This window comes from Ruminococcus albus AD2013 (assembly GCF_000526775.1).
In the GTDB taxonomy this organism is placed as follows: domain Bacteria; phylum Bacillota; class Clostridia; order Oscillospirales; family Ruminococcaceae; genus Hominimerdicola; species Hominimerdicola alba_A.
The window spans coordinates 2,949,936-2,976,267 of sequence record NZ_JAGS01000001.1 but is presented as its reverse complement, the minus strand read 5'-3'; the positions used below and the strand labels follow the sequence as shown (position 1 = coordinate 2,976,267).

20 protein-coding genes are annotated in these 26,332 nt (G+C 47.0%); 11 read left to right on the top strand and 9 right to left on the bottom strand.

Annotated features, from left to right (window positions below):
* Window positions 1–83: 83 nt before the first annotated feature.
* The 3 genes from secA (at window position 84) to N773_RS0113250 (ending at window position 6,670) form a co-directional block, all read left to right on the top strand.
* Complete coding sequence (gene secA / locus N773_RS0113260; protein WP_024858231.1) at window positions 84–2,795, top strand: preprotein translocase subunit SecA; 2,712 nt, start codon at window positions 84–86, stop codon at window positions 2,793–2,795.
* Window positions 2,796–2,884: 89 nt separating this feature from the next.
* Window positions 2,885–4,147, top strand: a complete 1,263-nt coding sequence (locus N773_RS0113255; protein WP_024858230.1) for a DUF1015 domain-containing protein — start codon at window positions 2,885–2,887, stop codon at window positions 4,145–4,147.
* A 150-nt stretch (window positions 4,148–4,297) separates the two neighbouring features.
* Window positions 4,298–6,670, top strand: coding sequence for a CotH kinase family protein (locus tag N773_RS0113250; protein WP_024858229.1), 2,373 nt, complete (start codon window positions 4,298–4,300; stop codon window positions 6,668–6,670).
* A 55-nt stretch (window positions 6,671–6,725) separates the two neighbouring features.
* On the opposite strand, the gene N773_RS0113245 is transcribed toward N773_RS0113250, so the two are convergent.
* From N773_RS0113245 to N773_RS0113220, 6 genes are all read right to left on the bottom strand, one after another.
* Complete coding sequence (locus N773_RS0113245; protein ID WP_024858228.1) at window positions 6,726–7,568, bottom strand: zinc ribbon domain-containing protein; 843 nt, start codon at window positions 7,566–7,568, stop codon at window positions 6,726–6,728.
* On the bottom strand, window positions 7,561–10,554 hold the full coding sequence (locus N773_RS0113240) for a YfhO family protein (protein ID WP_242840386.1): 2,994 nt from the start codon (window positions 10,552–10,554) through the stop codon (window positions 7,561–7,563). Before N773_RS0113240 ends, N773_RS0113245 begins: the two co-directional genes overlap by 8 nt.
* Before the next feature lie 40 nt (window positions 10,555–10,594).
* Window positions 10,595–11,545: a glycosyltransferase family 2 protein gene (locus tag N773_RS0113235; protein WP_431602410.1), complete on the bottom strand. Its 951-nt coding sequence runs from the start codon at window positions 11,543–11,545 to the stop codon at window positions 10,595–10,597.
* Between the two features lie 9 nt (window positions 11,546–11,554).
* On the bottom strand, window positions 11,555–12,352 hold the full coding sequence (locus N773_RS0113230) for a hypothetical protein (protein WP_024858225.1): 798 nt from the start codon (window positions 12,350–12,352) through the stop codon (window positions 11,555–11,557).
* Window positions 12,353–12,356: 4 nt separating this feature from the next.
* Window positions 12,357–12,911 (bottom strand): hypothetical protein, encoded by a 555-nt coding sequence (locus tag N773_RS0113225; protein WP_024858224.1) that lies wholly within the window; start codon window positions 12,909–12,911, stop codon window positions 12,357–12,359.
* A gap of 250 nt (window positions 12,912–13,161) precedes the next feature.
* Complete coding sequence (locus N773_RS0113220) at window positions 13,162–13,920, bottom strand: ABC transporter ATP-binding protein (RefSeq protein ID WP_024858223.1); 759 nt, start codon at window positions 13,918–13,920, stop codon at window positions 13,162–13,164.
* A 399-nt stretch (window positions 13,921–14,319) separates the two neighbouring features.
* Here N773_RS0113220 and N773_RS0113215 point away from each other — a divergent pair, with 399 nt between their 5' ends.
* Window positions 14,320–16,359 (top strand): glycoside hydrolase family 11 protein, encoded by a 2,040-nt coding sequence (locus N773_RS0113215; protein WP_024858222.1) that lies wholly within the window; start codon window positions 14,320–14,322, stop codon window positions 16,357–16,359.
* Between the two features lie 265 nt (window positions 16,360–16,624).
* Entirely contained in the window at window positions 16,625–17,410 is a 786-nt protein-coding gene (locus tag N773_RS0113210) for an NPXTG-anchored protein (RefSeq protein ID WP_024858221.1), read from the top strand.
* 121 nt (window positions 17,411–17,531) lie between these two features.
* On the opposite strand, the gene rplL is transcribed toward N773_RS0113210, so the two are convergent.
* From rplL to spo0A, 3 genes are all read right to left on the bottom strand, one after another.
* A complete protein-coding gene (rplL, locus tag N773_RS0113205; protein ID WP_013496830.1) occupies window positions 17,532–17,903 on the bottom strand; it encodes a 50S ribosomal protein L7/L12 in 372 nt (123 codons plus the stop codon).
* 76 nt (window positions 17,904–17,979) lie between these two features.
* The gene (rplJ, locus tag N773_RS0113200; RefSeq protein WP_024858220.1) at window positions 17,980–18,492 is read right to left on the bottom strand and encodes a 50S ribosomal protein L10; all 513 of its coding nucleotides are present in this window, start codon (window positions 18,490–18,492) and stop codon (window positions 17,980–17,982) included.
* A 418-nt stretch (window positions 18,493–18,910) separates the two neighbouring features.
* Window positions 18,911–19,693, bottom strand: a complete 783-nt coding sequence (spo0A, locus tag N773_RS0113195; protein WP_024858219.1) for a sporulation transcription factor Spo0A — start codon at window positions 19,691–19,693, stop codon at window positions 18,911–18,913.
* A gap of 555 nt (window positions 19,694–20,248) precedes the next feature.
* Between spo0A and N773_RS0113190 the strand changes: the two genes are divergently transcribed.
* From N773_RS0113190 to N773_RS0113165, 6 genes are all read left to right on the top strand, one after another.
* Window positions 20,249–20,755, top strand: a complete 507-nt coding sequence (locus N773_RS0113190; protein ID WP_024858218.1) for a GtrA family protein — start codon at window positions 20,249–20,251, stop codon at window positions 20,753–20,755.
* Window positions 20,756–21,054: 299 nt separating this feature from the next.
* A complete protein-coding gene (locus N773_RS0113185) occupies window positions 21,055–22,233 on the top strand; it encodes a hypothetical protein (protein ID WP_024858217.1) in 1,179 nt (392 codons plus the stop codon).
* Window positions 22,234–22,262: 29 nt separating this feature from the next.
* Window positions 22,263–23,477, top strand: a complete 1,215-nt coding sequence (locus tag N773_RS0113180; RefSeq protein WP_024858216.1) for a hypothetical protein — start codon at window positions 22,263–22,265, stop codon at window positions 23,475–23,477.
* A gap of 35 nt (window positions 23,478–23,512) precedes the next feature.
* Window positions 23,513–24,529, top strand: coding sequence for a hypothetical protein (locus N773_RS0113175; protein WP_024858215.1), 1,017 nt, complete (start codon window positions 23,513–23,515; stop codon window positions 24,527–24,529).
* A 19-nt stretch (window positions 24,530–24,548) separates the two neighbouring features.
* Entirely contained in the window at window positions 24,549–25,028 is a 480-nt protein-coding gene (locus N773_RS0113170) for a deoxycytidylate deaminase (protein ID WP_024858214.1), read from the top strand.
* A gap of 426 nt (window positions 25,029–25,454) precedes the next feature.
* Window positions 25,455–26,309: a shikimate dehydrogenase family protein gene (locus N773_RS0113165; RefSeq protein ID WP_024858213.1), complete on the top strand. Its 855-nt coding sequence runs from the start codon at window positions 25,455–25,457 to the stop codon at window positions 26,307–26,309.
* Window positions 26,310–26,332: the final 23 nt, after the last annotated feature.

Here is a 26,332-nt window from a genome sequence, read left to right as displayed (position 1 = left end):
GGTGTTTAGTGTATAATATAATAGTCTATTTATATCAATAACAGAAAGTTTCTTTACTGTACAATAAAAAGGTGGCTAGATAAATGGGATTACTTGACAAATTATTCGGCAACTACTCCAAAAAGGAGCTTGCCAAGATCGAACCTATCAAAAATAAGGTGCTGGAGCTCGAGGATAAGTATGCGGCTATGTCCGATACCGAACTGGGCGAACAGACCGCCGTGCTGAGAAAACAGGTCGAAGATGTTTCCGACCTTGACAAAGTTCTGCCCGATGCTCTCGCAGTATGCCGTGAAGCTGCATGGAGAGTTCTGGGCAAAAAGCCTTATCCTGTTCAGATAATCGGTGCTATCGTTCTGCATCAGGGACGTATCGCCGAGATGAAGACAGGTGAAGGTAAAACTCTGGTTGCTTGTCTTGCAGCGTATTCCAACTCGCTTTCGGGCAAGGGCGTACACGTTGTAACAGTCAACGACTATCTGGCTAAGTTCCAGTCAGAGGAAATGGGTAAGGTATTCAACTTCCTGAATACTTCCATCGGCTGTGTACTGTCAGGTATGGATAAGACCGCAAAGAGAGTGGCTTACAACTGTGATATCACATACGGTACGAACTCCGAACTGGGCTTCGATTACCTGCGTGATAACATGGTAATATACAAGAAGGACAAGGTGCAGAGAGAGCACGCTTTCGCTATCGTGGACGAGGTTGACTCTATCCTGATAGACGAAGCAAGAACTCCTCTTATCATATCGGGTCAGGGCGACAAGTCAACCGATCTTTATAATCTGGCTGACAAATTCGCAAAGACCCTGAAGCCCGTTACCGTTATCGAAATGGATGACAAGATCGATAACGACCAGCTGGACGGCGATTACATCATCGACGAGAAGGCTAAGACTGCCACCATCACCAAGAGCGGTGTAAAGAAAGCAGAGAAGGTATTCAACGTTGAAAACCTCATGGACGCTGAGAATATGACTCTGGCACACCACATCAATCAGGCGCTGAAAGCTAACGGCGTTATGAAAGAGGGCGTTGACTATATCGTTCGTGACGGCGAAGTTCTTATCGTTGACGAGTTCACTGGCCGTGTTATGGACGGCAGACGTTTCAACGACGGTCTGCATCAGGCAATCGAGGCTAAGGAAGGCGTTGAAGTCAAGAGAGAATCCAAGACTATCGCTACCATCACATATCAGAACTATTTCAGACTTTACAATAAGCTGTCGGGTATGACAGGTACAGCTCTTACCGAAGAGGACGAGTTCAGAGAGATCTACAAGCTGGACGTTATCGAGATACCTACCAACAAGCCCGTAATCAGAAAAGACCACCCCGATGTTGTATACAAGACCGAGGCAGGCAAGTTCGATGCTGTTATCGACCAGATCGTTGAGTGTCATGAAAAGGGACAGCCTGTACTGGTTGGTACTGTATCCATCGAGAAGTCCGAGCACCTCTCCAAGCTGCTGAAGAAGAAAGGCGTTCCTCATAACGTGCTGAACGCTAAGTATCACGATAAGGAAGCTATGATCGTTGCACAGGCAGGTAAGTTCGGTGCTGTTACCATCGCTACCAACATGGCAGGCCGTGGTACCGATATCACCCTGGGCGGTAACGCTGAGTATCTGTCCCTCGCAGCACTCCAGAAAGAGGGCTACACCGAGGAACAGGCTGTTGAAGCAGCAAGCTACTCCAACACAAATGACGAGGAGATCCTCACCGCAAGAAAGAAGTACAGAGAGCTTTACAAGAAGTTCGATGAAGAGGTAAAGGAAAAGGCTGAAAAGGTAAGAGAGGCTGGCGGTCTCTATATCATCGGTACAGAAAGACACGAGTCCAGACGTATCGATAACCAGCTGAGAGGACGTTCTGGACGTCAGGGCGACCCCGGCGAGAGCACATTCTTCCTCTCCCTTGAAGATGACCTGATGAGAATATTCGGCGGCGATCGTATCACAAGCATGATGGATACCCTCAACGTTGACGAGCATACTCCCATACAGTCCAAGATGCTTTCCAGCGTTATCGAGTCTTCACAGAAGAAGATCGAGGGCAGAAACTTCAATATCAGAAAGAACGTCCTCAACTACGACGACGTTATGAATACTCAGCGTGAGATCATTTACAGCCAGAGGCAGCAGGTTCTCGACGGCGAAGATCTGCACGATTCCATCGAGAAGATGATAGACGACTTCATCGATGACTCTGTAAATATGTATGTTCAGGGCGAGATCGCTGATGACTGGAACCTGGTTGGCCTGAAAGAAAGACTCAACGGTCTGTTCACCACCGAGGACGACTTCAACTATACCCCCGAGGAACTGGATGAAGTATCCCGCGATGAGATCGTAAATACTCTCAAAGACAGAGCTCAGAAACTCTACGATGCAAGAGAGGAAGAACTGGGCGAAGAACTGCTCCACGAGATCGAGAGAGTTTGTCTGCTGAAGGTAGTTGATACCAAGTGGATGGATCACATCGACGATATGGAAGAGCTCAAGAGAGGTATCAGCCTGAGAAGCTACGGTCAGAAGAACCCTGTTGTTGAGTACCGTATGGAAGGTATGGATATGTTCGATGCAATGATCGAATCTATCCGTGAGGATACAGTAAGAATGCTGTTCACCATCAAGGTAAGACAGCAGGTAGCTCCCCAGAGACAGGAAGTGCTCAGACCTATGGAGCATCACAATATGACTATCCGCAACAAGAACAAAGTCGGCAGGAACGATCCCTGTCCCTGCGGAAGCGGCAAGAAGTACAAGGATTGCTGCGGAGCAAACGACTGACAGACTTATAAATAATAATGATGAACAGGACGGCTGATGACCGTCCTGTTTTCGGATATACAATCGATATGACGGAGAGTGAATAATATATGTCAACAGCATTCAAAGGGGCGGATATCCTTCTGCCCAAGGATACGGATATGAACAAGTGGGCAGTAGTTGCCTGTGATCAGTATACCTCTGAACCCGAGTACTGGAACAGAGTTGAAAAATACGTAGGCGATAATAAGAGCGCCTATAACCTGATACTTCCCGAGGTGTACCTTGAACAGCCCGGCGTGGATTACAGGATAGACAAGATACACCGCACCATGAAGGAGTATCTTGAAAAGGGCGTTTTTGAAGAATACAAAGATGCTATGATATATATTGAGCGCATTCAGTCCGATGGCAGAGTAAGGGCAGGTATCATCGGCAGTATCGACCTTGAACAGTACGAGTACTACAAGGGCTCCGAATCTCAGGTAAGGGCAACAGAAGCCACCGTTATCGAGCGTATACCGCCCCGCATCAAGATACGCAAGGGCGCTCCCGTTGAACTCCCCCATATCATGATACTCATTGACGATGCCAAAAAGCGTATCATCGAACCCCTTGCAGATAAGAAGGACGAGTTCACAAAGCTCTACGATTTCGACCTGATGGAGGGCGGCGGACACATCACAGGCTGGCTTCTCGATAAGGAGACAGAAGAGATAGTCGTGAGCCATCTGGAGCAGTTCTCTAAACAGGAAGCTTTTGAGCGCCGCTACGGCATAACAGGCAGACAGCCCCTAACCTACGCTATGGGTGACGGCAACCACTCCCTTGCCACTGCAAAGGAATTCTACGAGACCCTCAAACGCGCAGACCCCTCGGCTGACCTCTCCGACCACCCTGCAAGATACGCTCTTGTCGAGCTGGTAAACCTACATTCTCCTGCCCTTGAATTTGAAGCTATTCACCGTATAGTTACAGAAGTCAACGAAGATGACCTGGTAAAGGCGCTGACAGAAAAGCTCGCCCTCTCCGATGAGGAAAGCGAGCAGAGCTTCATTATCGTTCAGAACGGCGAGGAGAAAAAGGTATTTGTCCATGCGCCAAGCTCAAAGCTGACTGTTGGCTCTCTCCAGAATTTCCTTGACAACTACACCAAGGAATTCGGCGGCAAAACCGACTATATCCACGGCGCAGAGGTAGTTAAGGAACTCTCCAAAAAGAAGAACTCCATCGGATTCCTGCTCCCAGATATGGGTAAAAACGAGCTCTTCCCCACCGTTATCGAAGACGGCGCTCTCCCCAGAAAAACTTTCTCCATGGGTCACGCCGCAGATAAGCGCTTCTACGTTGAAGCCCGCAGGATAATCAAGTAACGAACAACAGGCAGTTCATATACGGACTGCCTGTTTTGCATTGGAATACATTGGATATCACCTGCGTTTATATGATTGACAATTCACCTCATATTTAGTATAATAAAAAAGTGTGATACCATCTGATGATACGGAAAGGGCGGTGAGGTCATGGAAGATAAAGCAAATAAAAAGAAGGCGGCCATTGCTGTCGCTGCAAGTGCAGCAGTGCTTGGCATTATCGCGGCCGCTGTGATATTCCTGACCCCGAAAGATCTGGTCATCAGCGAGATATGTGCCGAAAATGACGGCAATTTCGAGGAAGCTTCTCTGCGTGACAGCGAAGGCAAGCTTTGCGACTGGATCGAGATATACAACCCGAACGTAAAAGCTGTTGACCTTAAAGACTACACCCTCTGCCGTGATGGCAAAGCCGACCATGCCATCAGCGGCGGTACAATACCTGCCCGCGGCTATGCGCTGGTATACTGCACCAAAAACGGCTTCGATGACCCCGATGTTATATCTGCGGATATAAAGATACCAAAGGGCGAGGAATGTACCATATCACTGAAAAACGGCGGTATTGCCGTTGACAGCATCACTGCCGCGCCAGCCCCTAAAGGGTACACGGTATGTTCCGGAAAAAACGGGGCATATATCACCCTTGCGACCCCCTGCGCCAAAAATTCTGAGGTAAAGTGCGCTTCACAGGTAATATTCTCCAAAGAAAGCGGATTTTATCCCGATGCCATCTCCCTTGAAATGACCGCATCGGATTCCGCAGGTATATACTACACCACCGACGGCACCGACCCCCGAACTTCTGATACAGCGGAGATATATTCCGATCCCGTCGATATCAGGGACAGAGCGGGTGACAAAAATGTACTTTCCGCCATGGACCCTATGAAGATACAGCTGGAATACCGTCCCGGCAAAGTCGAAGCCCCGAAAGATAATGACGTTGACAAGGGCACTGTGATACGCGCCTGTGCTAAGTCTGCGGACGGCGAATGGGGCTTGGTCAGCACCGCATCTTACTTTGTGGGACTTTCCCCCGCCGCCCACAGCAATATGCCCGTCATATCACTGGTGACAGAACCCGACTCTCTCTACGACCACGAAACAGGCATATACGTCCGCGGAAAGGTATACGAGGATTACTACCCCACAGACCCCAACCACCTCTATAACGGCTCGATACCCGCCAATTACAATCAGAAAGGCAAGGATTGGGAACGCCCATGCACTTTGCAGTTCTTTGAAAGCGACGGAAGTCTTGTATTCACACAGGAAGCAGGTATGAGGATACAGGGCGGCTGGTCAAGGGCTGATTACCAGAAATCTTTCAGATTCTATGCCCGCTCCGAATACGGAAATAAAAGCTTCGATCACCGTTTCTGGCAGGGGCTGGATACCGCCGAGGGTCAGGACGATGACAGCTTCTCGACCTTTGTACTGCGAAACGGCGGAAATGATTCAAACTATCTGAAATTCAAGGATCTTATGCTGCAGGATATGGCAGATGGATTCTCCTTTGCCACACAGACAGGCAGACCATGTGTCCTCTTTATCGACGGCGAATACTGGGGGCTTTATGTTCTTCAGGAGGATTACTCGCAGGAGTATTTCACCCGCCACTACGGAGTGAAAGAGAAGTCTGTCGCCATATACAAAAATAACGCACTTGACGAGGGGCTTCCCGAAGATGAAACAAGCTTCAATGATATGCAGAGCTTCATCTCCGAAAATGACATGAGCATCGGGGATAACTACAGCCGTGCCTGCCAGCTTCTTGATATGGAGAACTTTATCGACTACTGCGCCGTCGAGATGTACATATTTAACGATGACTGGCCACAGAACAACTACGGCTTCTGGCGTTCAGCGGACGGCAGCGAATACGGCGACGGGAAATGGCGTTTCTTCATGTTCGATACCGAATCCTGTGCCTGCCACTACAATATGAAAGGCGCCGAAAAAAACCTTTTTGAATATCTGGATGAAAAAAAGCACAAACCCCTGACCAAGATGATACTAAGTCTTCTGGAGAATGATGAGTTCCGCACAAAGCTGATAACAAGGCTGATGGATATGGGTAACTGCACATTCACACCCGAGCGCCTTGAAAGCTTCATAAATACCTACAGCGATGCATACCTGTCAGAAATGCCCGCATACTATCTCAGATTCCCTACCAACCGAACAGTAGAGCGTTCATCTATGCCGATGATATCACGTATGACAAAATTCTTTTCAAACAGACAGGATAAGCTCATAGAATACCTGAGCACCGAATATGACCTTGGAAAGACGAGAACTATAACCGTGATCTCCGAAAGCACCGATATTACCCTTAACGGCTGTGAGATCGGCAAAAACTGCGATTGCAGATACTTCGATAACTCACAGATCACTTTGACCGCAGAGGGTAAGGTAATATGGGAGATATCTAAAAAAGGCAGGAAGACAGAAGAGATAACAGACCGTACTCTCACTATTAATGTCACCGATGACATCACGATAAAAGCAAGATCTTAACAGCATACAAAAAAGACTCTGTACCGCGCAGGTGCAGAGTCTTTTATTATACTTATCACATTCTGTATCCGCAGTTTGAGCAGAACAGTTCATCATCGCCAACAAGCTCACCGCACTTGGGGCAAAGCTTTACTGAGGGGCGCTTGGGTCTCATATCAGAGGTATCGACTGCGGGAGTTTCGGGCTGATAGAAAGTCCCGGTGTTTACAGGAGCCTCATTGTAGGTCGCAGGCTTTGTCTCGCCTGTAAGACCCTGTACAGACTGAGTATTCTCACCAAATCCGAAAGCACTGCTTTCCTGTTCGTTGTTTTCGGGAACGGATATATTGTTATCAGTGCTGACAGGCTGAGCTTTTTCTTTCTTGCCGCCGCGTGGAACTTCTGCCACAAAATCCTCACCGCCGACACGTGCCAGTACCACAATACCCGAAAGGATAAGCAGCAGACCTGCGATGAGAGGGAAGCCTACCTTTGCCAGTGCAGCAACACCAACGAACTTGTCGCTGTCATAATTGGTCTTGAAATACTTATCAAAGAAATCAGTACCTAAAATATCGTAAAGTTTTAAAGCAGGATAGATGCACAGCACAGGGCTCATGAATATATTCGCCCAGCCGAAGGCTTTGCCCATGCGTTTGAATTTTGCAGCAGAGAACGCCCAGAACATCATGACCAGTGCGAACACGGCTACCGAGATATAGCTGCTGTTCCTATAAAGAAAATCTTCAAGATTAAAAGACATATCATAAACTTGTCTCGAGAAGAACTGAGTATACAGCAATCCCGGAAGATAGTCATCTGCCGCAGAGCAAAGTGCCAGCAGTGCCGCGATACAAGTCATAAAGCATACTCCGCCGCCGCTGTTAGTCATTTTTTTCCTGCCAATAGTTTTAGCCATCGTTACCATCACCTTCATCAGAATTTTTCACAATACTATTATCATAACCCATTTGCGCCGTTTTGTCAACAGTATTTTCTGTCTTGGGGGCAGGAGGGTTGTCGTTATCGGCTATTTCTATCATCATCGGTTCGGGCACCAGCGCACCGCTGTATTTCGGTTCGGGCAGAGGTTCTTCCTCGGGTTCTTTTTTAGCCGAATGTTCAAACAGCTTACGCAGATACTTGCCGTTCTTGATATCCGCAAGGGCTACCACAGCAAGCAGTATCACACCGAATATCGATATCACCAATGATAGCCGCCAGTAGTTCGGCGAAAACTTCATCTTTACCGTATTTTCGCCCTTTTCAAGGGGTATGGCGATAAGGCTGTCGTCAACTGCCTTCTGAGGTTTTGTCGGCTTGCCGTTTACCTCTATCGTCCAGCCGTTTTCATAGGGGATAGTTGTAAACAGCATCTGACCGTCCTTTTCCGCATTAACTTTGCCTGTAAGCTCGGTATCCGCAAACTCGGTCACTTCAAACACGCTGTCCTGCATTTCTTCAACAGCCTTTGCAAATCCGTCATAGTCGAAACTGTAGAACAGCTTGTCACGCCAGTAAGCCTCGTTTTCATCATTTGCAATGGTTATGCGGACACGTATCTCCTGATCTTTCAGGAATCTGCCTATCTTCATGATGGAATAATTATCCCCCACGAAGAACTGACCAACATATTCCATATTGTAAGCATCGTCAACGTAGTCGTCCTCGGGCTGATACCAGATATTGCAGCTGCGCTCGTATTTCGTTGGCAGGTACATATAAAGGTCGCTGTCCTTATCCATGCGTACCACGTAATCAACATGGCATTCCTTGTTGTTCTCATCCATCGGGTAATACTTTATATGCCCGTCGGTAGTATTTATGGTCCGGACGTTCTCGTTGTCGCTGTTGATGATATCCACAGGCTTGAAGAAGTTATATTCCTTGCCCGCCAGTGCATTGAACAGAATATTCTGATTTTCAAAAGGATCATCGTCACCCAGCTCGACCTCGGAAATATCGCCCTTTGCAGCTACGCCAAGACCAAGTGTATTCGGGTTTTTATAGAACTTGAAAGTCGTCGGGACGATCTTTTTCTCACCGTCCACAACTTTCTCATGGTCAATGCTTATCTCGGTTTTTATCTGATACTCAGGCGGCACCTTGTACCTGCTGCTGACATACATATCATTACCCTTTTTGTCCATTATATACTTTATATCGAATATAGCATCGGTCATGGGGGTAGCGCCGTCATATTTGGTGTAATGTCCGCCGTAGGCAAATCCCAGCCTGTGAAGCATCAGCAGTGCAGGGGCGTTCATGGTCGAGCTTGAATGTGAAAGGCTCTTATAGCCCGTACCTATCGCATCATTTACAGTGCGGTGGAAAGTAGCTTCCATACGGTAGAAAGGCTCGGGGTCGTACTCCTCTATCGTATCCACAGCCTTTCTCAGGTCGGACATATAAGGTTCGTAGGAACTGTATTTGGAGTATGAAACATCGATATCTATCTTCTTGATAGTGTCGATATTCACGGCAAAAAGTTCAGCCGTAAGCACAAGGGTCAGAGAGAAAGCCACTCCCCTTGAACGAGGATATTTCCGTATAAGATACAGCAGCACGAAATAAACGGTAAGCGCTATCATGCTGACCCATATGCCCTGTATGATATTGTATGGATCTCCGTTAGCATTCTTTCGGGTGACGAACAGCTTGAAGTGGGAATAGTTCTCCCTTTCGCACCAGAAAAGGAATACCATCAGCCCGAAGAATACTCCGCCGATATTTTTCGCGGTCACGCCCTCAAGGTTTTCAAACGCCTTGAAAGCCATGCACACCAGCATGAATGAGAATATGAAAGAGTACCTGAAAGGCAGCCAGTTAGGCACCTGAAAACCGTGCATAGCCATATCCCAGGGCTTTATATACATAAGCACCGTGAGTATCACCGTGAGTACGGCATCGGCAGTCTTTTCCTTTACGTTGATCTTCTCGTTCATGAAATACAGGGGCACCAGCAGAAGTACAGCTGTACCACAGTATATCATGGGCATACCCTCGGGGTAGACCGTATCGTAGGTCATGGGGAAAAGCTTGGTGATGAATGTGAGAAAATCAAACTGTGTCGCCAGTGAGAAATCAGGGTCGGTGAACTCGAATTTGCCAAGCTTCAGCGAATTGTATACAGGTATCAGCACCCATGCAGAGCACATCAGCGCCACGACCGTACCCGCACCGAAAGCCAGACATCTCAGTATGAACTTCTTTGGCAGAGCTCTTTCGGGGTCTGAAAGGCATACATAGCAGAAATAGAAGAACGTGAATATTCCCACCATATACCCGATATAGAAATGTGCTATGAACATCAGTGCCAGAGGTATTATATAAGGCAGTAGCCTGCCCTCATACACCAGCCTGCGCACGCCCCAGCATATCAGCGGCAGATAGATAAGACCGTCCAGCCACATGGGGTCCATCAGCTGAACCACCATGAATGCCATAAGTGCGTACATCAACGGGAATAATACCAGCGAAACTGCCTTCGGCGGGTGCTTTGCTGTCTTTTTAAGGAAAAAGCAGCAGGTCACCGCAGATGAGCCAACCTTTGCCAGCTGCATTATCAGTATCGCAGTCAGCATCATATGCCGCGGCAGAAGCGCTATTATTATCATAAAAGGGCTCGCCAGATAGTAGGCAAATATGCCGAACATCTCACCGCTGAGATTTCGCGACCAGTTGTATATCCAGCTTTCCCGCCCCCAGAATGCTTCGCGGTAATGCTCATAATAATAGACGTACTGTCCGTTCAGGTCAAGCACCAGCACGGAGCTGTCGCCTATGGGGTGTATCCTGAAAAATACATAGGAGCCGTACATTATCGCAGCGGCAAGAAAAAACACCGCAAAGTACAGTCTTCTGTCGATGCAGAATCCGCCTATGCCCTCCACAAATCTTCTCAAAAAGCTGCCCCTCTTGTCAGGGGGGCTCAACTTTTGTATATTATCCATTCTTATCTTTATCCTCTCTTCGGCTGACTATTTCCCTTATTATATACCTCGGTCGCTGTTTTATCTCTTCGTATATCTTGGCGATATAGTAACCTATCACGCCAAGGCTGAACATGATTATGCTCGATGTCAGCAGCTGAAGGATTATGACCGTCGGGAAGCCTGCCTCGGAATTCCCGAAAAATTTATTGTAAAGCGTGTTCACGCCCAGTATCACCGATATCAGGAAAGTTATCACGCCGAATATGGTAACTATCTGCAAAGGCGCAGATGTAAATGATGTTATATTGTTAACCGCGAATTTTATCAGCTGGCTCGTCTTCCATTTTGACTGCCCTATCTCGCGGTCAGCGACTTCAAACAGCACCCTTTCGGTGCGGAAGCCTACCCAGCCCGACATCGCCCTGAAAAACGTAAGTCTTTCGGGCATACGGTTGAGTGCGTCGATAACGCACCTGTCCATAAGCTTGAAATCGGAAGCGTCCTGCATATCCAGTCCGCCCGTACTGCTTATCAGCCTGTAAAACAGCAATGAGAAACCCTTGTACATAAAGCTTTCCCTGCCCCTGTCTTTTTTGCGCCCCTCGACTATATCAACTCCGCCCTTTTCCCATATGCGGTACATCTCAACGATGGTATCCACAGGAAACTGCATATCGCAGTCAAAGATAACGGCGCAGTCGCCCTTTGCAGTTTCAAGTGCCGCAAACATAGCGCTCTCCTTGCCGAAATTGCGCGAAAAATTCACAGCGACGATATGGCTGTCAGCCTTTGCGAGAGCTGTCATTTTCTCCCATGTCTTATCAGCCGAACCGTCGTTTACGAATACTATCTCATAATCTATATTATTTTTATCCATGGTACTTCCCACAGCGGCGGCAGTGCGTTCAACATTGCCCTCTTCGTTGTAGGCAGGTATCAGTACAGATATCAAATCATTCACTCCCGAATATCAGTTTTCCTCGGTCACTTCCGTATATTCTCCGTTTTTTCTGATAATTCCGTGTCTTACGGAATTTGCCCTTACAGCAAAGGTAATAACCATGATGTACGCGGTCAGCTTGCTCATAAAAGCCAGCAGTCCCGCAACGTCCTGTATACCCTGAACCCCCGCAAGACGGTTTATCATATCGCTCAAAAGACCCACCGCTATGCATAGCGCGGTCTTGTTGCCGATATCCTTCATGCGCAGTATATCCGTGCGGTTATCAGTCAGCAGAAGCTTCCTGCTTTTGACAAAACTGCCGTCCTTATCATCCGCCGCCATAAGCAGGTCGTTAGCATCAAAAAACGCTATCGCCCCGAACACCATTCTCAGCGCGAGAGCGGTGACAGCCATACCCAGCACACAAGCCGTTATGTTGCCAGCTGTGCCGCGCCCTCTGATGATAAATTCAAACAAAGCCGCCAGGCCAGCACTTAATGCTGACACAGCCGTTCCCACAGCGGAATTTCTTTCCAGCAGCGATAACACTCTTTCACGCTGTGTCTGAAAGTCTGTGCTTTTTTCTTCCATAATGCCGCGCACATTTTTCCAAAGTGCGATACCCCCAAGCCCGCTAATGCGGACAGGGGGTCGCTCTTCATCTTTTCTTTTTATAGCATCGTACTGTCTGACGCACAATTCTCCAAGCTCTCTCGTTCCCGCCGCACAAAGGGCGAAACCGATAGCTTTCAGCACATATCCCGCTGACCAGTCAAGGGGCAGCTGGATAAGCAGCACTGTCATTCCAAGAAAAATAAGGTACATTCACTCAGCTCTTTTTCTTGAACGAGGATTTTATCAGCAGAGCAGCGCCTGCAAATATCATTCCGAACATCAGAACGTATACATAAAGGGTATTGCCGTATTTTGCATGGAAATTCAGCGACGACAGCAAAGATATCACTATCACCAGAAGTCCCAGTGCCGCTACGGAATAACCGATAAAACGCTTTTTGCCGTCCAGGAAGAATATCAGACCTATTCCTACCAGCAGGGGTATCAGCATAACGCCGCCCGAGATGTGCATACCGAACAGGCTGTACATTCCGCCGAATCCGCCTATTCCCGATGTAACGGTAAAGGAGTTCAGCAGCCAGTAAAGACCGCCGCCCAGCAGCAGGAATCCCATGAAGAACTGCAAGGTATCATTTCCTGCAGAACCGCTCCTGTTAGTGTCCTCAAAATAATCCATAGAAGGTTTTTTATTGCCGTTCATTATTGCCTCAACTTCCTTAGCTTCTTTTCTATTTTTCTTGGCAAAAGCTCTTGCGCTTTTTTCTGCCCTTTTCATTTCCTTGTCAAAAAACGAAGTCTTTCCGAACATAAAACACACCTCCGTTTTAACGTTTCATTGTTATGGAACGATCTCTCTTTCCATGCTTTAATTATAAGCTATTTTCCCCGAAATGTCAATACTTCAGCGATTGCACTTATGTTAACATCGGTTGCGTTTTCGGGTTTATTATGCCGAAAACCAAAAACACGCGGACAGCTTTTCCTGCCCGCGTGAAATAACCTTTTGTTCTACTTATTTTTTCTTTTATCAGCGTATCTGTATCTGTTTTGTGCTCAGCTTACCAGCCCATATCGATAAGCCACGAATTAAGTGACTTTTCACGTTCCTGCACCGAAGCTTTTCTGTCGGGGTCAAATTCGCCCTTGATGTTTCCGTCAACTATGTACAGCACGCGGCTGCACTTTGCGGCTACCTTTGCATCGTGGGTCACCAGCATAACAGTAGTGCCCTCATTGTTGAGCTTTGTCAGCTCCTCCATGACCTCTTCCGAAGATGTGCGGTTGAGGGCACCTGTGGGCTCATCGGCAAATATCATCTTAGGTGAGTTTATCATACTGCGGCATATGCAGGCTCTTTGCAGCTGACCGCCCGATACCTCGTTGATATCGTTATCCGCCGTATCGATTATGCCCAGCTTGCGCATAAGCTCCTGACCGCGTTTTACGGTCTCCTTTCTCGGCTCATTGGTCCTCTTTGACTTTATCGCAGGAAGTATGATATTATCCAGCACCGAGAGATTCTTCATCATGTACATCTGCTGAAAGATGAATCCCATATCGTCCAGCCGCATCTCCGCAAGCTCCCCCTCACTGAGACCTGCCATGTCCTTTCCGCAGAATTTCACCGAACCTGCGCTCATCTTGTCCATGCCCGATACCGTATACAGCAGTGTGGATTTTCCCGAACCCGATGGTCCCATCACCGCCACCATCTCCCCCTCGTTTATCGTGAGGTTAAGCCCGTTCAGTACGGTGGTCTTTCTCTTGTTTACCTCGTAGCTTTTGCAGAGGTCTTTTACTTCAAGTATCTTATTCATATTGTTTCTCCTTTCCGCGTCTGCGGTCTGTTGTCCTTTTCTGTAACAAAGTATAGCATGGAAATTCTTAAATAGTCCTTAAATATTTTTCATAAAACAGGGGCATCATAAGCCTCAAACTATGCTTTTTGGGGAAATACTGCGTAAAACCGCAGTTATGACAGCTCATTTGGGTAAATTCGCCGTTAATTGTATGGTCAATATAACGATAACGTTAATCATAATTAACCATATCATAAACACAAGGTACAAAAAATATTTGTGATTTAACAGTAGATGACAATTTTTGACTTGTATAAACACAGGATAAGTGTTAAAATGAAACTGACGAAATTCGCACATTCAGACTGCTGACGTATGGCATCTGTAAACTGTGCGGGAAAGAGAGGTAAAATCCGGATGAAAAACAATTTCAAGTTAAGGTTCATGGCGGGACTTGCGGCAGTAATGTGTCTTGCGGGCGTTATGAGCAGCTGCGGCAATTCGGGAGGAAACAGCTCCTCAAAGAAAACTGCTGACAGCTCCAAGTCCGAAAGTAACGAAAAGACACAGGACGGTAAGGTATTCATGGAGAATACCACAGGCACTTCCGACGGCTACAGCTATGAACTCTGGAAAGACAAGGGCGATACCAAAATGACCATCACCGAGGGCGGCACATTCTCATGCGAGTGGTCAAACATCAACAACGCCCTGTTCCGCAGAGGACAGAAGTTCGACTGCACCAAGACCTACAAGGATCTGGGAAACATCACTATTAAATATGGTGTTGACTATCAGCCCAACGGCAATTCCTATATGTGCGTTTACGGCTGGACAAGAGATCCGCTGGTGGAGTATTATATCGTAGAAACATGGGGTTCCTGGAGACCGCCCGGAGCACCCGAGGCACTGGGTACAGTCACCGTTGACGGCGCGACCTATGATGTATACAAGACCACCAGATACGAACAGCCCTCCATCGACGGCACCAAGACCTTCGACCAGTACTGGAGCGTAAGACAGGATAAGCCACAGAGCGACGGCACAAAGATCGAGGGTACTATATCCGTATCCAAGCACTTCGATGCCTGGGAACAGCTGGGTCTGCAGCTTGGCAATATGTACGAAGTTGCCCTGAATATCGAAGGCTATCAGTCCGAGGGTCAGGCGACCATCTATCAGAACGAACTGACCATAGACGGCAATTACTCAGCTGACCCCGCACCCGTAGTCACCAAGAACGGCGGAAACGACGATAAGCCCGAAGATCCCGCAGACGGCGCAGGTTTCTTCACCAGTGATTTTGAATCCGATGAAAGCGGCTGGATGCAGAGAGGTTCTTCAACAGTGGCACAGACCACCGATGAAGCTTCCGAGGGCAATGGTTCACTGTTTGTAAGCGGAAGGACCGATAACTGGAACGGCGCGGCTTTAATGCTGAGCAGTGAAGTATTCAAACAGGGCGGCACCTACTCTTTCAAGACCGATGCTATGCAGAAAAGCGGCGAGGACGCTACTCTGAAATTCACAATGCAGTACACAGGCAGTGACGGCGACCACTATGACCAGATAGCCCAGCAGACCGCTCCCAGCGGCGAATGGGTGACTCTGGAGGGCGATTACACTGTACCCGACGATGCAACGAACCTCATTCTTTACGTTGAATCTCCCGACAGCCTTACAGATTTCTATATCGACAATGCTTCGGGCATAGGCGACGGCAGTGAGCCCATCCCATCAACATCGGATAAAAAAGACGATACCGAGTACACATTCAGCGACCCCGTTGCTATAACAAATACAGCGGATATCTCCTGGATAGACAAGGACAAGCCCATGGTGGCAATATCCTTTGATGACGGCGCCAGCGCCACCAAAAAGACCGACCCCGCATACCGTATAATCGATACTATGGCGGATAACGGTTTCCACGCTACATTCTTCTATGTGGGCAACTGGATAAAGACTGAAGAACAGGTTAAGTACGCACATGAAAAGGGCATGGAGATAGCAAACCACACCACGACCCACCCCTATCTCTCCAAGCTGAAGCCCGCAGAGATACGCGACGAATATGAAAAGTGCCGCGAAAAACTCAAGGGCATTATCGGCGAAGAACCCTCAGCTGTGCTGAGACTGCCTTACCTCGACGGCGGCGGAGATACCACAAAGACTCTCAACGATGTGGCACTGATATCCTGCGCAGTTGATACCAAGGACTGGAACAATGCTACCGCCGACAATATAGTTGATACTATAAAAAAGGCAAAAGAAAACGGTTCTCTTGATGGCGCGATAGTTCTCTGCCATGAGAATTACGAAGCCACCGCAGAGGCTATGGAAGAAGTCGTTCCGTGGCTGAAAGAAGAGGGCTGGCAGGTAGTTACCGTATCCGAGCTTTTTGCCGCTAACAGCAAAGAACTCATCGGCGGAAAGGTATACACAAAGCTTTCGTGATAAGGCATATTTCAGGCGCTTCTGTCATGCAAGTCAGGAGCGCCTTTGCTTTATGGTATTTATCAGCAGCAAATAAACCAATAATTTAAGTTAAATTAATACGACTTTGTGTCAGATTTGTGAAATGCGCAATTTTTGGTCAGAAAGTGGCACTAAGAGCGCAATTTTTGACTAGTTATTTATTTACTGTTGTACTAAAATTAGTATACGGATATATGAGATATACCGTGTTTATCGGTAATAATACTTTTTGGAGGTAATCAATATGAAAATTACTAAGATCCTTGCTGGTATGTCAGCACTGGCAATAGCAGCCGCAACATCTATCCCTGCATTTGCAGAGAAGACCATCGTAGATGACACAAATCTTGACTATATCGAGGTCAAGGAAGCTGACGGTGTATATCAGTACTATGTAGATCTGGCTAAGAGCCCTTATGATCCTGCTACTGTATCCGCAGTTAAGTTCACTTTCTCTGTTGATGATTCTGCAGGTTTCGGCGGTGGACTGATGCTCAACAGCAACAAAAGCGGTTGGGATCAGAAAGATGAATGGAGTTGGGCAAATCCCGGTGCAGATAATGCACAGATATTTGCTGATGGTTCTGACGGCAATTACACCCTGACATTCGATTTCGGTGCACTGGGCGAAGAATACTGGGGCTCACCCGCTGATGGCGAGAATTACTGGGCACAGGTAGTTTGCCAGCTTTGGTGGGGTAACGATGTTACTGTAACCAACGTTGAGATAGTTGGCGATGAGAAGGCTGAGACTCCCGAGAGCAAGGCTGAATCTGCTGCTGAATCCAAGGCTGAAGAGACTTCCAGCACTGCTGCTGATTCTTCTTCCAGCAACGCTGACAGCGCTTCTTCTTCCAAGGCTGCTACAACAAACAACAACACCAAGAACGCTACTACAACAAACAATGCTTCTTCCGCAGCAGCTGCTTCCGATAACACCAACCAGGCAACAGGTGCTACCACAGGTTTCGCACTTGCAGGTCTCGCTCTGGCAGGCGCTATCGCAGTAGTTTCCAAGAAAAAGAACTGATAATTCAGTTAATGTATGATAAAAACGGATCGTCATATGGCGATCCGTTTTTTTATATCCTGTCTCAAAAAAACAAACCCCCGTGTATAAACACGGGGGTGATGTAAGCAAAAAGATGAAATTACTTCAGCTCTACAGTTGCGCCTGCAGCTTCCAGCTTAGCCTTGATATCCTCAGCCTCAGCCTTAGGAGCAGCCTCCTTAACAGCCTTAGGAGCTTCCTCAACCAGAGCCTTAGCCTCCTTCAGGCCCAGACCTGTGATCTCCTTAACAGCCTTGATAACTGCCATCTTGTTGTCGCCGAATGAAGCGAGTACAACGTCGAACTCAGTCTTCTCAGCCTCAGCTGCTGCGCCGCCTGCTGCGGGGCCTGCTGCTGCTACAACTGCAGTTACACCGAATTCCTCCTGGATAGCGTCAACGAGCTCTTTCAGCTCAAGAACAGACATCGTCTTGATCTCTTCTACAAAATTCATAATCTTCTCAGAAGCCATGATTAAAATCTCCTTTATAAAATATTTTAGTTGTGCGGAACTTTAAGCTGTCCGCCTTAGCTTTATGCTGCACAGATTATGCAGCGTCGCCGCCTTCCTTGTCGGCAAGAGCCTGAAGGGTTGCAGCCAGCTTCTGCATCGGACCCTGGAGGGAGCCGACCAGCATAGCAAGCAGAGTATCCTTGGAAGGTATCTTGGACAGAGCGGTAACACCTGCTTCGTCGTATACCTCAGTACCGATATAACCTGCTTTCAGCTTGAACTTCTCGTTCTTTGTGTCCTCAACGAACTTGCCGAGGATTCTTGCGGGTGCAGTCTGATCATCGTCGGAAATAGCGATAGCAGTAGTACCCTCGAGTACGTTTGTGATATCGTCCAGGCCTGCATTCTTGAATGCAAATCTCAGCATTGTGTTCTTCTCAACGAAGTACTTAACGCCTGCCTCTCTCATTTCCTTTCTGAGCTTGGTATCCTCCTCAACGGTGATACCCTCGTAGCTTACCAGAACGCCTGCTGCGGAGTTCTTGATCAGCTCGGTCAGCGCTGTGACCTTTTCCTGCTTAGCAAGTAAAGTCTTCTCACTTGGCATTTCTTAAATTCACCTCTTTGCAGTTTTCTCGCAAAGCGTAATCTAAAAGAAAAAATCCCCTTTATCCAAAGACAAAGAGAATACATAGTCATTATTGACGATGCTTTCTTTTCCTCGGTCGGGCTTACCTTTGTGCCGACTGTCTTTAGAATACGAATGCTTATATATTATAACAGACCCCCGACATTTCGTCAAGGGGGTCTTTGAATTTTTATGTAAACTTTTTGTGAACCGTGCGTGTTTTACGATTTTCGCATTTTACCGGGGGTATTATTATAATGATGACACAGTCCCATCTCCCTCCACGCCGAAACCCCGCTGCTTGATTTTCATGCTTTTGCAGCTTCAACGGATACCGAGTGCCATTCTTCGTCCCACAGCATACTCCTTAACGTGACCGCCCGTCCGGCGTCAGGACTCACGCCGAAACAGCCGCCCTGAATTTCAGGGATATCTTATCCGTTATTAGCGCGATGAACTCGCTGTTTGTGGGCTTGCCCTTGCCTGTATTTATGGTATATCCGAAAAAGCTGTTCAGCGTATCGATATCACCCCTGTCCCACGCTATCTCTATGGCATGGCGAATAGCCCTTTCCACGCGGGAAGCAGTAGTCGCAAATTTCTTGGCAACAGAAGGATACAGCAACTTGGTCACGCTTTCCAGCATCTCCTTGTCATTCACCGAACATATTATAGCCTCCCGCAGATAGTGATACCCCTTTATATGTGCAGGCACACCTATCTGATGGATTATGTCCGTAACGATTATCTCAAGATTCGCAGGGCTCTGCCGCACCCCACTTATCCTGTGTTCGGAGGATATATCCGTGTCGATATCCAGCATAGCCTTGATACGCTCACCCAGCACTTTCACATCAAAGGGCTTCAGCATAAAGTACGAAGCCCCCGCATTCATCACCTGATTTTCGATGAAGCTGTTCTCATAAGCGCTGGTCACTATGTAAAGGGGCTTTTTATCCAGCTTTTCCGACCTGCGTATCAGCTCGATAGCATCTATCCCCGGCATTACCGCGTCCACGATCACAACATCGGGCAGTTCGTTTTTCACCGCGTCGAATATCACCATGCCGTCTTTCTGGCGTGTTATCACAAAGAACCCCGAATTTCTCAGGTTTGCGGCACAGAAAACCCCGTACTGCGCGGAATCGTCACCTATAAGTATCTTGATCTTGTTGTTCATAAAATAATACCTCCGTAGCTGATAAAAAGTATCCGATCATCCCTTTATCGCACCGCTCAAATTGCCGATATATCATGTTGACGTTATCTTTTCCCCAGCCCGCGGCGGGAGAAAAGATAACTGCCAGACTCTCATTATATTCCTTTAAGCGCTGTTCAGTCGCTGTGTCAGCAGGATAACTGGAAAAAGTATGTTTTGACGTTCCCGGGCAGTCAATTTTCGTTTGCATAAATATCTTAACACAGTTAAACTTAAAATGCAATAGCTTTTTATTAAAATCGTCACGAAATTTCCGATTTTATTAGACAATATGCACGAAGAATTCCGACAAAATATTGCTATTATGAATATTTCTTCGCCTTTCAGCATCAAAAAACAACCCTCGCACCGATTCGTCAGATCATCCCCCGCCCCAACCAAAACCTGCACCTGACCGCACCGCTCCGACATATCTTTCCTTTAGATACAATATCCGACAAGATCCCGCGGACTTTACTTTTGCAGGAATATATGATATAATTAATCGGTCATAAAAATCTGAAAGGTATGATAAAAATGGAGAACACAAAAAAGAAAGATATTTTCGACCGCATAATGGGCTGGGGCTTCTTAAAGACCTTTGAACCCTTCTATAAAAAGAACAAGGAGATACTGCTGTATCTGTTTTTCGGCGGACTAACTACGATAGTCGGGCTGATATTTTTCATACTGCCCTCAAAGACCATGAGCTTTGAAGACATCAAGATCGGCAGTATAACCATAGATACTACCACTCAGGTCGCAAATACCATATCCTGGATATGTGCTGTAACATTCGCCTACATAACCAACAGGATATGGGTGTTTGAAAACAAGGCACACACCTCAAAAGGCATAGCAAAGGAATGTCTGTCATTCTACGGCGGCAGACTTCTCACCCTGCTGATAGAGAACCTTCTGCTGAACCTGTGCGTTGAAAGCATAAACATGAATGATATCGTAGCAAAGGTGCTGGTCTCCATCGTTACGATAATCCTCAACTACATCATCAGCAAACTCTTCGTTTTCAAAAAACAGAAATAATACCACAGTCCGCTGGTCACCGTGCTTATACAGATATATCGTGTAAGCCCCATGACCGCGGGTCTTTTTTTCAGCCGATGCTGCTGTGTGAGAAAATGGTGTCAAAAAGCAGAGTTTATGGTTAAAAGCCTTGATTTTAACGCGGTGATGTGCTATAATATGGTAGCGAAACATCGTGTTGATGTTATCTTTACCCCGCCAAGTATTTCGATCTCCGATATAACACCAATTAATATGGTGCGTCAGCGGGATAATCATAAAATGCAAGCACAAATAATATGATCAAAGGAGAACAACAGATGACAAAGAAAATTATAGCAGCTATGCTCGCACTGACTATATGCGCAGGTCTTGCAGGCTGTGAAAAAGCAAACGAGAAAAAAGACAGCAGTTCCGCTAAAGATAAGGCAAACACCGCGTCAGCCGATACAGATACTACCAACGACGAGAACACACAGACTCCCGACAGCAATACAAGCGATTCAGAAGATACCACCGTCGAGCTGAACAAGGATAATATTTTCATCAATGACGTTTATGTCAATAATACAGACACCCCCACCAATGACGAGCTTCTCACTTTCGCCACGCTGGCTATTAAACAGTACAACGCGGCACAGAAGAATGACAGCGAAAAATATACGCAGATGTTAGCTTTCGATAAGGTGGTCGAACCCTTCAGTGAAATGATCGCCGAAAGACATATCAATCCCGAAACCGATAAGATGTCTGTTAAAGATATGGCAATGTACCGCTGGGGCTATGCGCTTTATTTCTGGTCAGACGTTGATCCGACAGATGATGATGCAGGTACAGAGGAATTTAAAAAGAGAACGTATCTCGCCCTTGACGGTCTCAATATCGATAAAACGCCCCTCTGGGAAACCAGAAAAGACTTAGTCCCCATGGGCGAAGTAAACGCTGATACCATCGCATATATCGATCTTCAGCAATTCGTGCGCGAAGAAGATGATATGTACATCAACTTTGATATGACATTACTCAACGGAAATGATATGTTCAAGTTAGGAAGTATCGAAGCATGGTATATAGACGGTTCCTCAGGCGTAATGATTTTTTCCGCAGAACACAGCGACAACGAATACGCGGGAATGACCATTGACGAAATAAAACAGAAGATCGGGGAAAAAAAGGCTCTGAATAATTCGATAGAAGCCGCAAGCTCTGTGTACTTTATCATGGCTGAGTACTGTGCAGACCGTGATGCGGAGGGCAAAAATATCAAGAAGATCCTTGAAAGCGATTTTCCCATGTGTAATTCAGGCGAGGGTCTTGACATTGCAGGCGATGAACCTAAGGCTAAGGGCGATAAATATGTGTATGACCAAATGCACGAATATGGCTACCCCGACGGCAAAGCATCTATCTCGGGTTATGATAAGGACTTGGACTTCATCGAAAAGGCAGGATATACCTCGACAGACGGAGTGACCGGATATTATCCCACAGAAGAATAGCTGATAACAGATAAGGAGAAAATATTTTTATGGCAAAGAAAATTCTGGCAGCAATGCTTGTGCTGACAATGTGCGCAGGTCTTGCAGGCTGCGGAAAAGTAAGCGATAATAAAGACAGCGGTTCCGTTAAAGAAAAATCAACCGCAGCAGCCGATACAAATACAACCAATGATGAGAATATACAGGCTGCCGACAGCAAAACCGATGATGGCAGCATGACTGTCTCCACAAAACTGAATAGGGATAATATTTTCTTTGAATACATTTCGAGCGATTGCAAAGATGTCCCCACCAACGATGAACTTATCACTTTCGTTGAGTCGGCTGCCGAACAATACCACGCCATTCAGACGAATGACAAAGAAAAGATCAGGCAGACCATTGCTTTCGATAAGATCATTGACCCGTTCTGCGATTTTGTGCTAAACACCGATATAGCAGCTTTCTACCTTGGTTATGATGATTGCGATCACTCTTTAAAAGATTCAATATTGTTCTCGTATGGCTGGCTGCTTCCCGAGGATTCCGACAGCGAAGAAACATATTATTACAATGCTGATGATAATGCATCGGCAGACGAATATAAAAAGAAAATCACTCACTCCGTTGACAACATGAATATCGATGAATTAGTTGATACCTATTGGAAATATTGGAAAGACCTTGTTCCATTGGGCGAACTGAGCGATGATACAGTAATAAGTATCAATCTTCTTAACTTCGAGCGCGACGGCGATGATATGTTCATCGACTTTTATATGACAATATTCAACGGAAATGATAAGTTCGAGTTCAATGGTGTAAGAGCATGGTATATTGATGGCAACGTGGGTGTACGGATAGCGTTGCCGGAACACAGCGACAACGAATATGCGGGCATGACCGTTGACGAGATAGAAAAGAAGATTAAAGAAAACGATGCAATATTTCATTCCTCAGGGATTGCAAAAAGAATGTATGATATCATGACCGAGTACTGCGCAGACCAAGAGGTGTCCGGCGAAGATCTCAAACAAAAGCTTGACAGCGATTTTCCTATGTGTACATCAAGCGCAGGTCTTGACCTTGCAGGCGATGAACCAAAGGCTGAGGGCGATAAATATGTGTATAACGAAATGCACGAATACGGCTACCCCGACGGCAAAGCATCTATCTCTGGTTATGATAAGGACTTGGACTTCATCGAAAAGGCAGGATATACCTCGACAGACGGAGTGACCGGATATTATCCCACAGAAGAATAACTGAAAACCGACCACTGATAAGGAGGAAATATTTTATGGCAAAGAAAATACTGGCAGCAGCCCTTGCACTGGTGATGTGCGCAAGTCTTGCAGCCTGCGGCGACAAAAAGGAGGACAAGGACAATTCTTCAAAGGCTTCAAAGACTTCGGATTCGTCAAAAGCCGACGTGCAGACCACTTCCGATGAAACTGCTCCAGATGAGACTACTTCCGACGAGACCACAGCAGACGAAGATAAGGCAGGCGCTCCCGTAAATAACGATACCACTTTCCAGACAGCCGAAGTTACCATGAAGCTGATAAACAATAACATCATCTATATAGATGAGAACAATCTGGAGACCAGACCCACCAACGAAGAGGTACAGGCTGCCATCGATGCTATCTTCAAGCAGTATAAAGCCGCTGAGGATAAGGATAAACAGGCGTTCCTCGATACTTTCAGCTTCGATATTCTCAAAGAACCAATGGCTGAACTGTGCGATATCTCCTTTAAGTATGACAACGACCATTCCGATGAAGAATTCCAGCAGTATCTCGCAAGCACAAATCAGACCACAAAATATGCAGTAGTTGACGATGTTATCGGTCTGCTTGAAAAGCTTGGCGATTCCGATGTGAACGATAAACTCAGCGATGCTATGGAAGCCAAGGACGGCGCAAAGATCAGAGAACTCCTCAATAAGCTGACCGACAGCGTTAAACCCGATGCGGAAGCTGTAAAAACAAACCTCGATACCGCAACCATCTTCAACAGCAAAGAGGATATACAGAAAATGGGCGATCTCGGCGATGACGTTATCTACGGTTTCTTCCTTGAATACAGCGGAAAATATGAAGACCAGCTTTATATGCGCCTGACTTTCTCGGTTCTTGCAGGCGATAAGGAGTATGACCTCGGCGGTGTGGAAACATGGAGCGTAGGTGACGATTTCGGAGTATACCTCACAAACCAAGCTGAGGAGGTCGATATGGAAGAAGATATGAAGGGCATGAGCGCAAAGCAGATATTTGAAGCCATGAAACTTCAGATGACAGCACCGGAAGAGTGATGATAAACAGGAGAAGACTATGAAAAGACAGGATTATCTCAGCTGGGACGAGTACTTCATGGGCATAGCACATCTTTCAGCCCGCAGAAGCAAGGACCCCAGCACACAGGTGGGTGCCTGTATAGTATCAGAGGAAAATAAGATACTGTCGGTAGGCTATAACGGTATGCCGACAGGCTGCAGCGATGATGATATGCCGTGGGACAGAGAGGGCGACTTCCTTGAGACCAAGTACCCCTTTGTATGCCACGCAGAACTCAACGCCATACTCAACCGTTCAACGGGGAGCCTGAAAAATGCGAGGATATACGTATCCCTGTTCCCCTGCAACGAATGTGCCAAAGCGATAATCCAGAGCGGTATAAAAGAAGTCATATACGGTGACGATAAATATGCCGATACCGACGGAGTGAGGGCATCGAAGAAGATGTTCAACATGGCAGGAGTAAAACTGCGTAAGTATGAGAACACGAATAGGGTCATCAAAATAGAGCTGTAAGGCGAAACACAAAGAAGCGGGAACTGCCAAGGAAACAAAGCGCGCGGTATATGCGACTGCGTCGGCATATGCCTCGCGCTAGCAGGCTTGCGGGAGTTTGAGGGCAGAGCCCTCAACTCAAGGTGCAAAAGCGACGTGGCAACAAAGCCATAAATAGCACAGCAAACGACCGACCAAAAATGCGCGGCAATATCGAAATCATGAGCGTGAGCAAAACTAACGCACACGCACAAACTATCCGCGTAAAATATTGCCGCGCCCGCCGTCAAACAGCGATAGCGTCTTTGACGGCTCGACCCGAGGAACGAGGGGCGACCCTTTTCCCAAAACAAACATCAGTGACCAAACCAAAATGTTCCACGTGGAACATTTGTTTGAAATCAAAAACGGATACAGACATATCCGACCCCAAAAGGAGCAAGACCAATGGAAAGAAAATACGCTATACTCGGCGAAAGCCTGAAACATACAATGTCACCGCCGATACACAAAAGACTGTTTGAACTCAAAAACAGAGAGTTCACCTATGAGATAATCGAACTCCCACCCGAGGAGCTTGCTCCCCATGCGGAATATCTCAAAAGTCTCGCAGGATTCAATATCACTATCCCCCATAAGATAGGCATAATCTCCCACTGCGATAAGCTGGCGGATTCTGCAAAGAGATATAACTCCGTAAACTGCGTCGATAATAAGGACGGCGTACATACAGGCTATAATACCGACTGCGACGGTTTCCTCGCAACGATAAATGCAATGGGCGCAGACCTCGGCGGCAAGGTGCTGCTGATAGGCTGCGGCGGTGTCGGCAGAATGATGGCTATCGAAGCCGCACTCGCAGGTGCTGAACTCTTTATAGCCGTTCTCGAAAGCGATATCCACCTTGCTGAACAGGCTGTAAAGGAAATAACCGCCATGAAGCCCGATGCCAGAGTATCTATCGTCAAGAATACCGAGATAGATACCTCTGTAAGCTATGACCTGCTGATGAACGCCTGCCCTGTGGGTATGTACCCAAAAATAAACGGCTGTCCCGTCAGCGATGAAGTTATAAACGCAAGCAAGGCGGTTTTCGATGTTATATACAACCCCCGCGAGACCGTGCTCATCAAAAAGGCGAGAGCACAGGGCAAAAAAGCCGCAGGCGGTATGGCTATGCTGGTATGGCAGGCAGTTAAAGCCCATGAGATATGGGACGGCGATATCTACTCCGACGATGAAGTCCAGAGCATCATAACCGAAATGGAACTCCAGGTCGAAAAGGATTTCCCGACAGCATAATAATGTCCGTCCCGATGTTCCAG

What these genes read in the sequence shown, in the direction of transcription:
- secA (WP_024858231.1), top strand. Translation starts at nt 84, where the DNA reads ATGGGATTACTTGACAAATTATTCGGCAACTACTCCAAAAAGGAGCTT.
- N773_RS0113255 (WP_024858230.1), top strand. Translation starts at nt 2,885, where the DNA reads ATGTCAACAGCATTCAAAGGGGCGGATATCCTTCTGCCCAAGGATACG.
- N773_RS0113250 (WP_024858229.1), top strand. Translation starts at nt 4,298, where the DNA reads ATGGAAGATAAAGCAAATAAAAAGAAGGCGGCCATTGCTGTCGCTGCA.
- N773_RS0113245 (WP_024858228.1), bottom strand. Translation starts at nt 7,568, where the DNA reads ATGGCTAAAACTATTGGCAGGAAAAAAATGACTAACAGCGGCGGCGGA.
- N773_RS0113230 (WP_024858225.1), bottom strand. Translation starts at nt 12,352, where the DNA reads ATGTACCTTATTTTTCTTGGAATGACAGTGCTGCTTATCCAGCTGCCC.
- N773_RS0113225 (WP_024858224.1), bottom strand. Translation starts at nt 12,911, where the DNA reads ATGTTCGGAAAGACTTCGTTTTTTGACAAGGAAATGAAAAGGGCAGAA.
- N773_RS0113220 (WP_024858223.1), bottom strand. Translation starts at nt 13,920, where the DNA reads ATGAATAAGATACTTGAAGTAAAAGACCTCTGCAAAAGCTACGAGGTA.
- N773_RS0113215 (WP_024858222.1), top strand. Translation starts at nt 14,320, where the DNA reads ATGAAAAACAATTTCAAGTTAAGGTTCATGGCGGGACTTGCGGCAGTA.
- N773_RS0113210 (WP_024858221.1), top strand. Translation starts at nt 16,625, where the DNA reads ATGAAAATTACTAAGATCCTTGCTGGTATGTCAGCACTGGCAATAGCA.
- rplL (WP_013496830.1), bottom strand. Translation starts at nt 17,903, where the DNA reads ATGGCTTCTGAGAAGATTATGAATTTTGTAGAAGAGATCAAGACGATG.
- rplJ (WP_024858220.1), bottom strand. Translation starts at nt 18,492, where the DNA reads ATGCCAAGTGAGAAGACTTTACTTGCTAAGCAGGAAAAGGTCACAGCG.
- spo0A (WP_024858219.1), bottom strand. Translation starts at nt 19,693, where the DNA reads ATGAACAACAAGATCAAGATACTTATAGGTGACGATTCCGCGCAGTAC.
- N773_RS0113190 (WP_024858218.1), top strand. Translation starts at nt 20,249, where the DNA reads ATGGAGAACACAAAAAAGAAAGATATTTTCGACCGCATAATGGGCTGG.
- N773_RS0113185 (WP_024858217.1), top strand. Translation starts at nt 21,055, where the DNA reads ATGACAAAGAAAATTATAGCAGCTATGCTCGCACTGACTATATGCGCA.
- N773_RS0113180 (WP_024858216.1), top strand. Translation starts at nt 22,263, where the DNA reads ATGGCAAAGAAAATTCTGGCAGCAATGCTTGTGCTGACAATGTGCGCA.
- N773_RS0113175 (WP_024858215.1), top strand. Translation starts at nt 23,513, where the DNA reads ATGGCAAAGAAAATACTGGCAGCAGCCCTTGCACTGGTGATGTGCGCA.
- N773_RS0113170 (WP_024858214.1), top strand. Translation starts at nt 24,549, where the DNA reads ATGAAAAGACAGGATTATCTCAGCTGGGACGAGTACTTCATGGGCATA.
- N773_RS0113165 (WP_024858213.1), top strand. Translation starts at nt 25,455, where the DNA reads ATGGAAAGAAAATACGCTATACTCGGCGAAAGCCTGAAACATACAATG.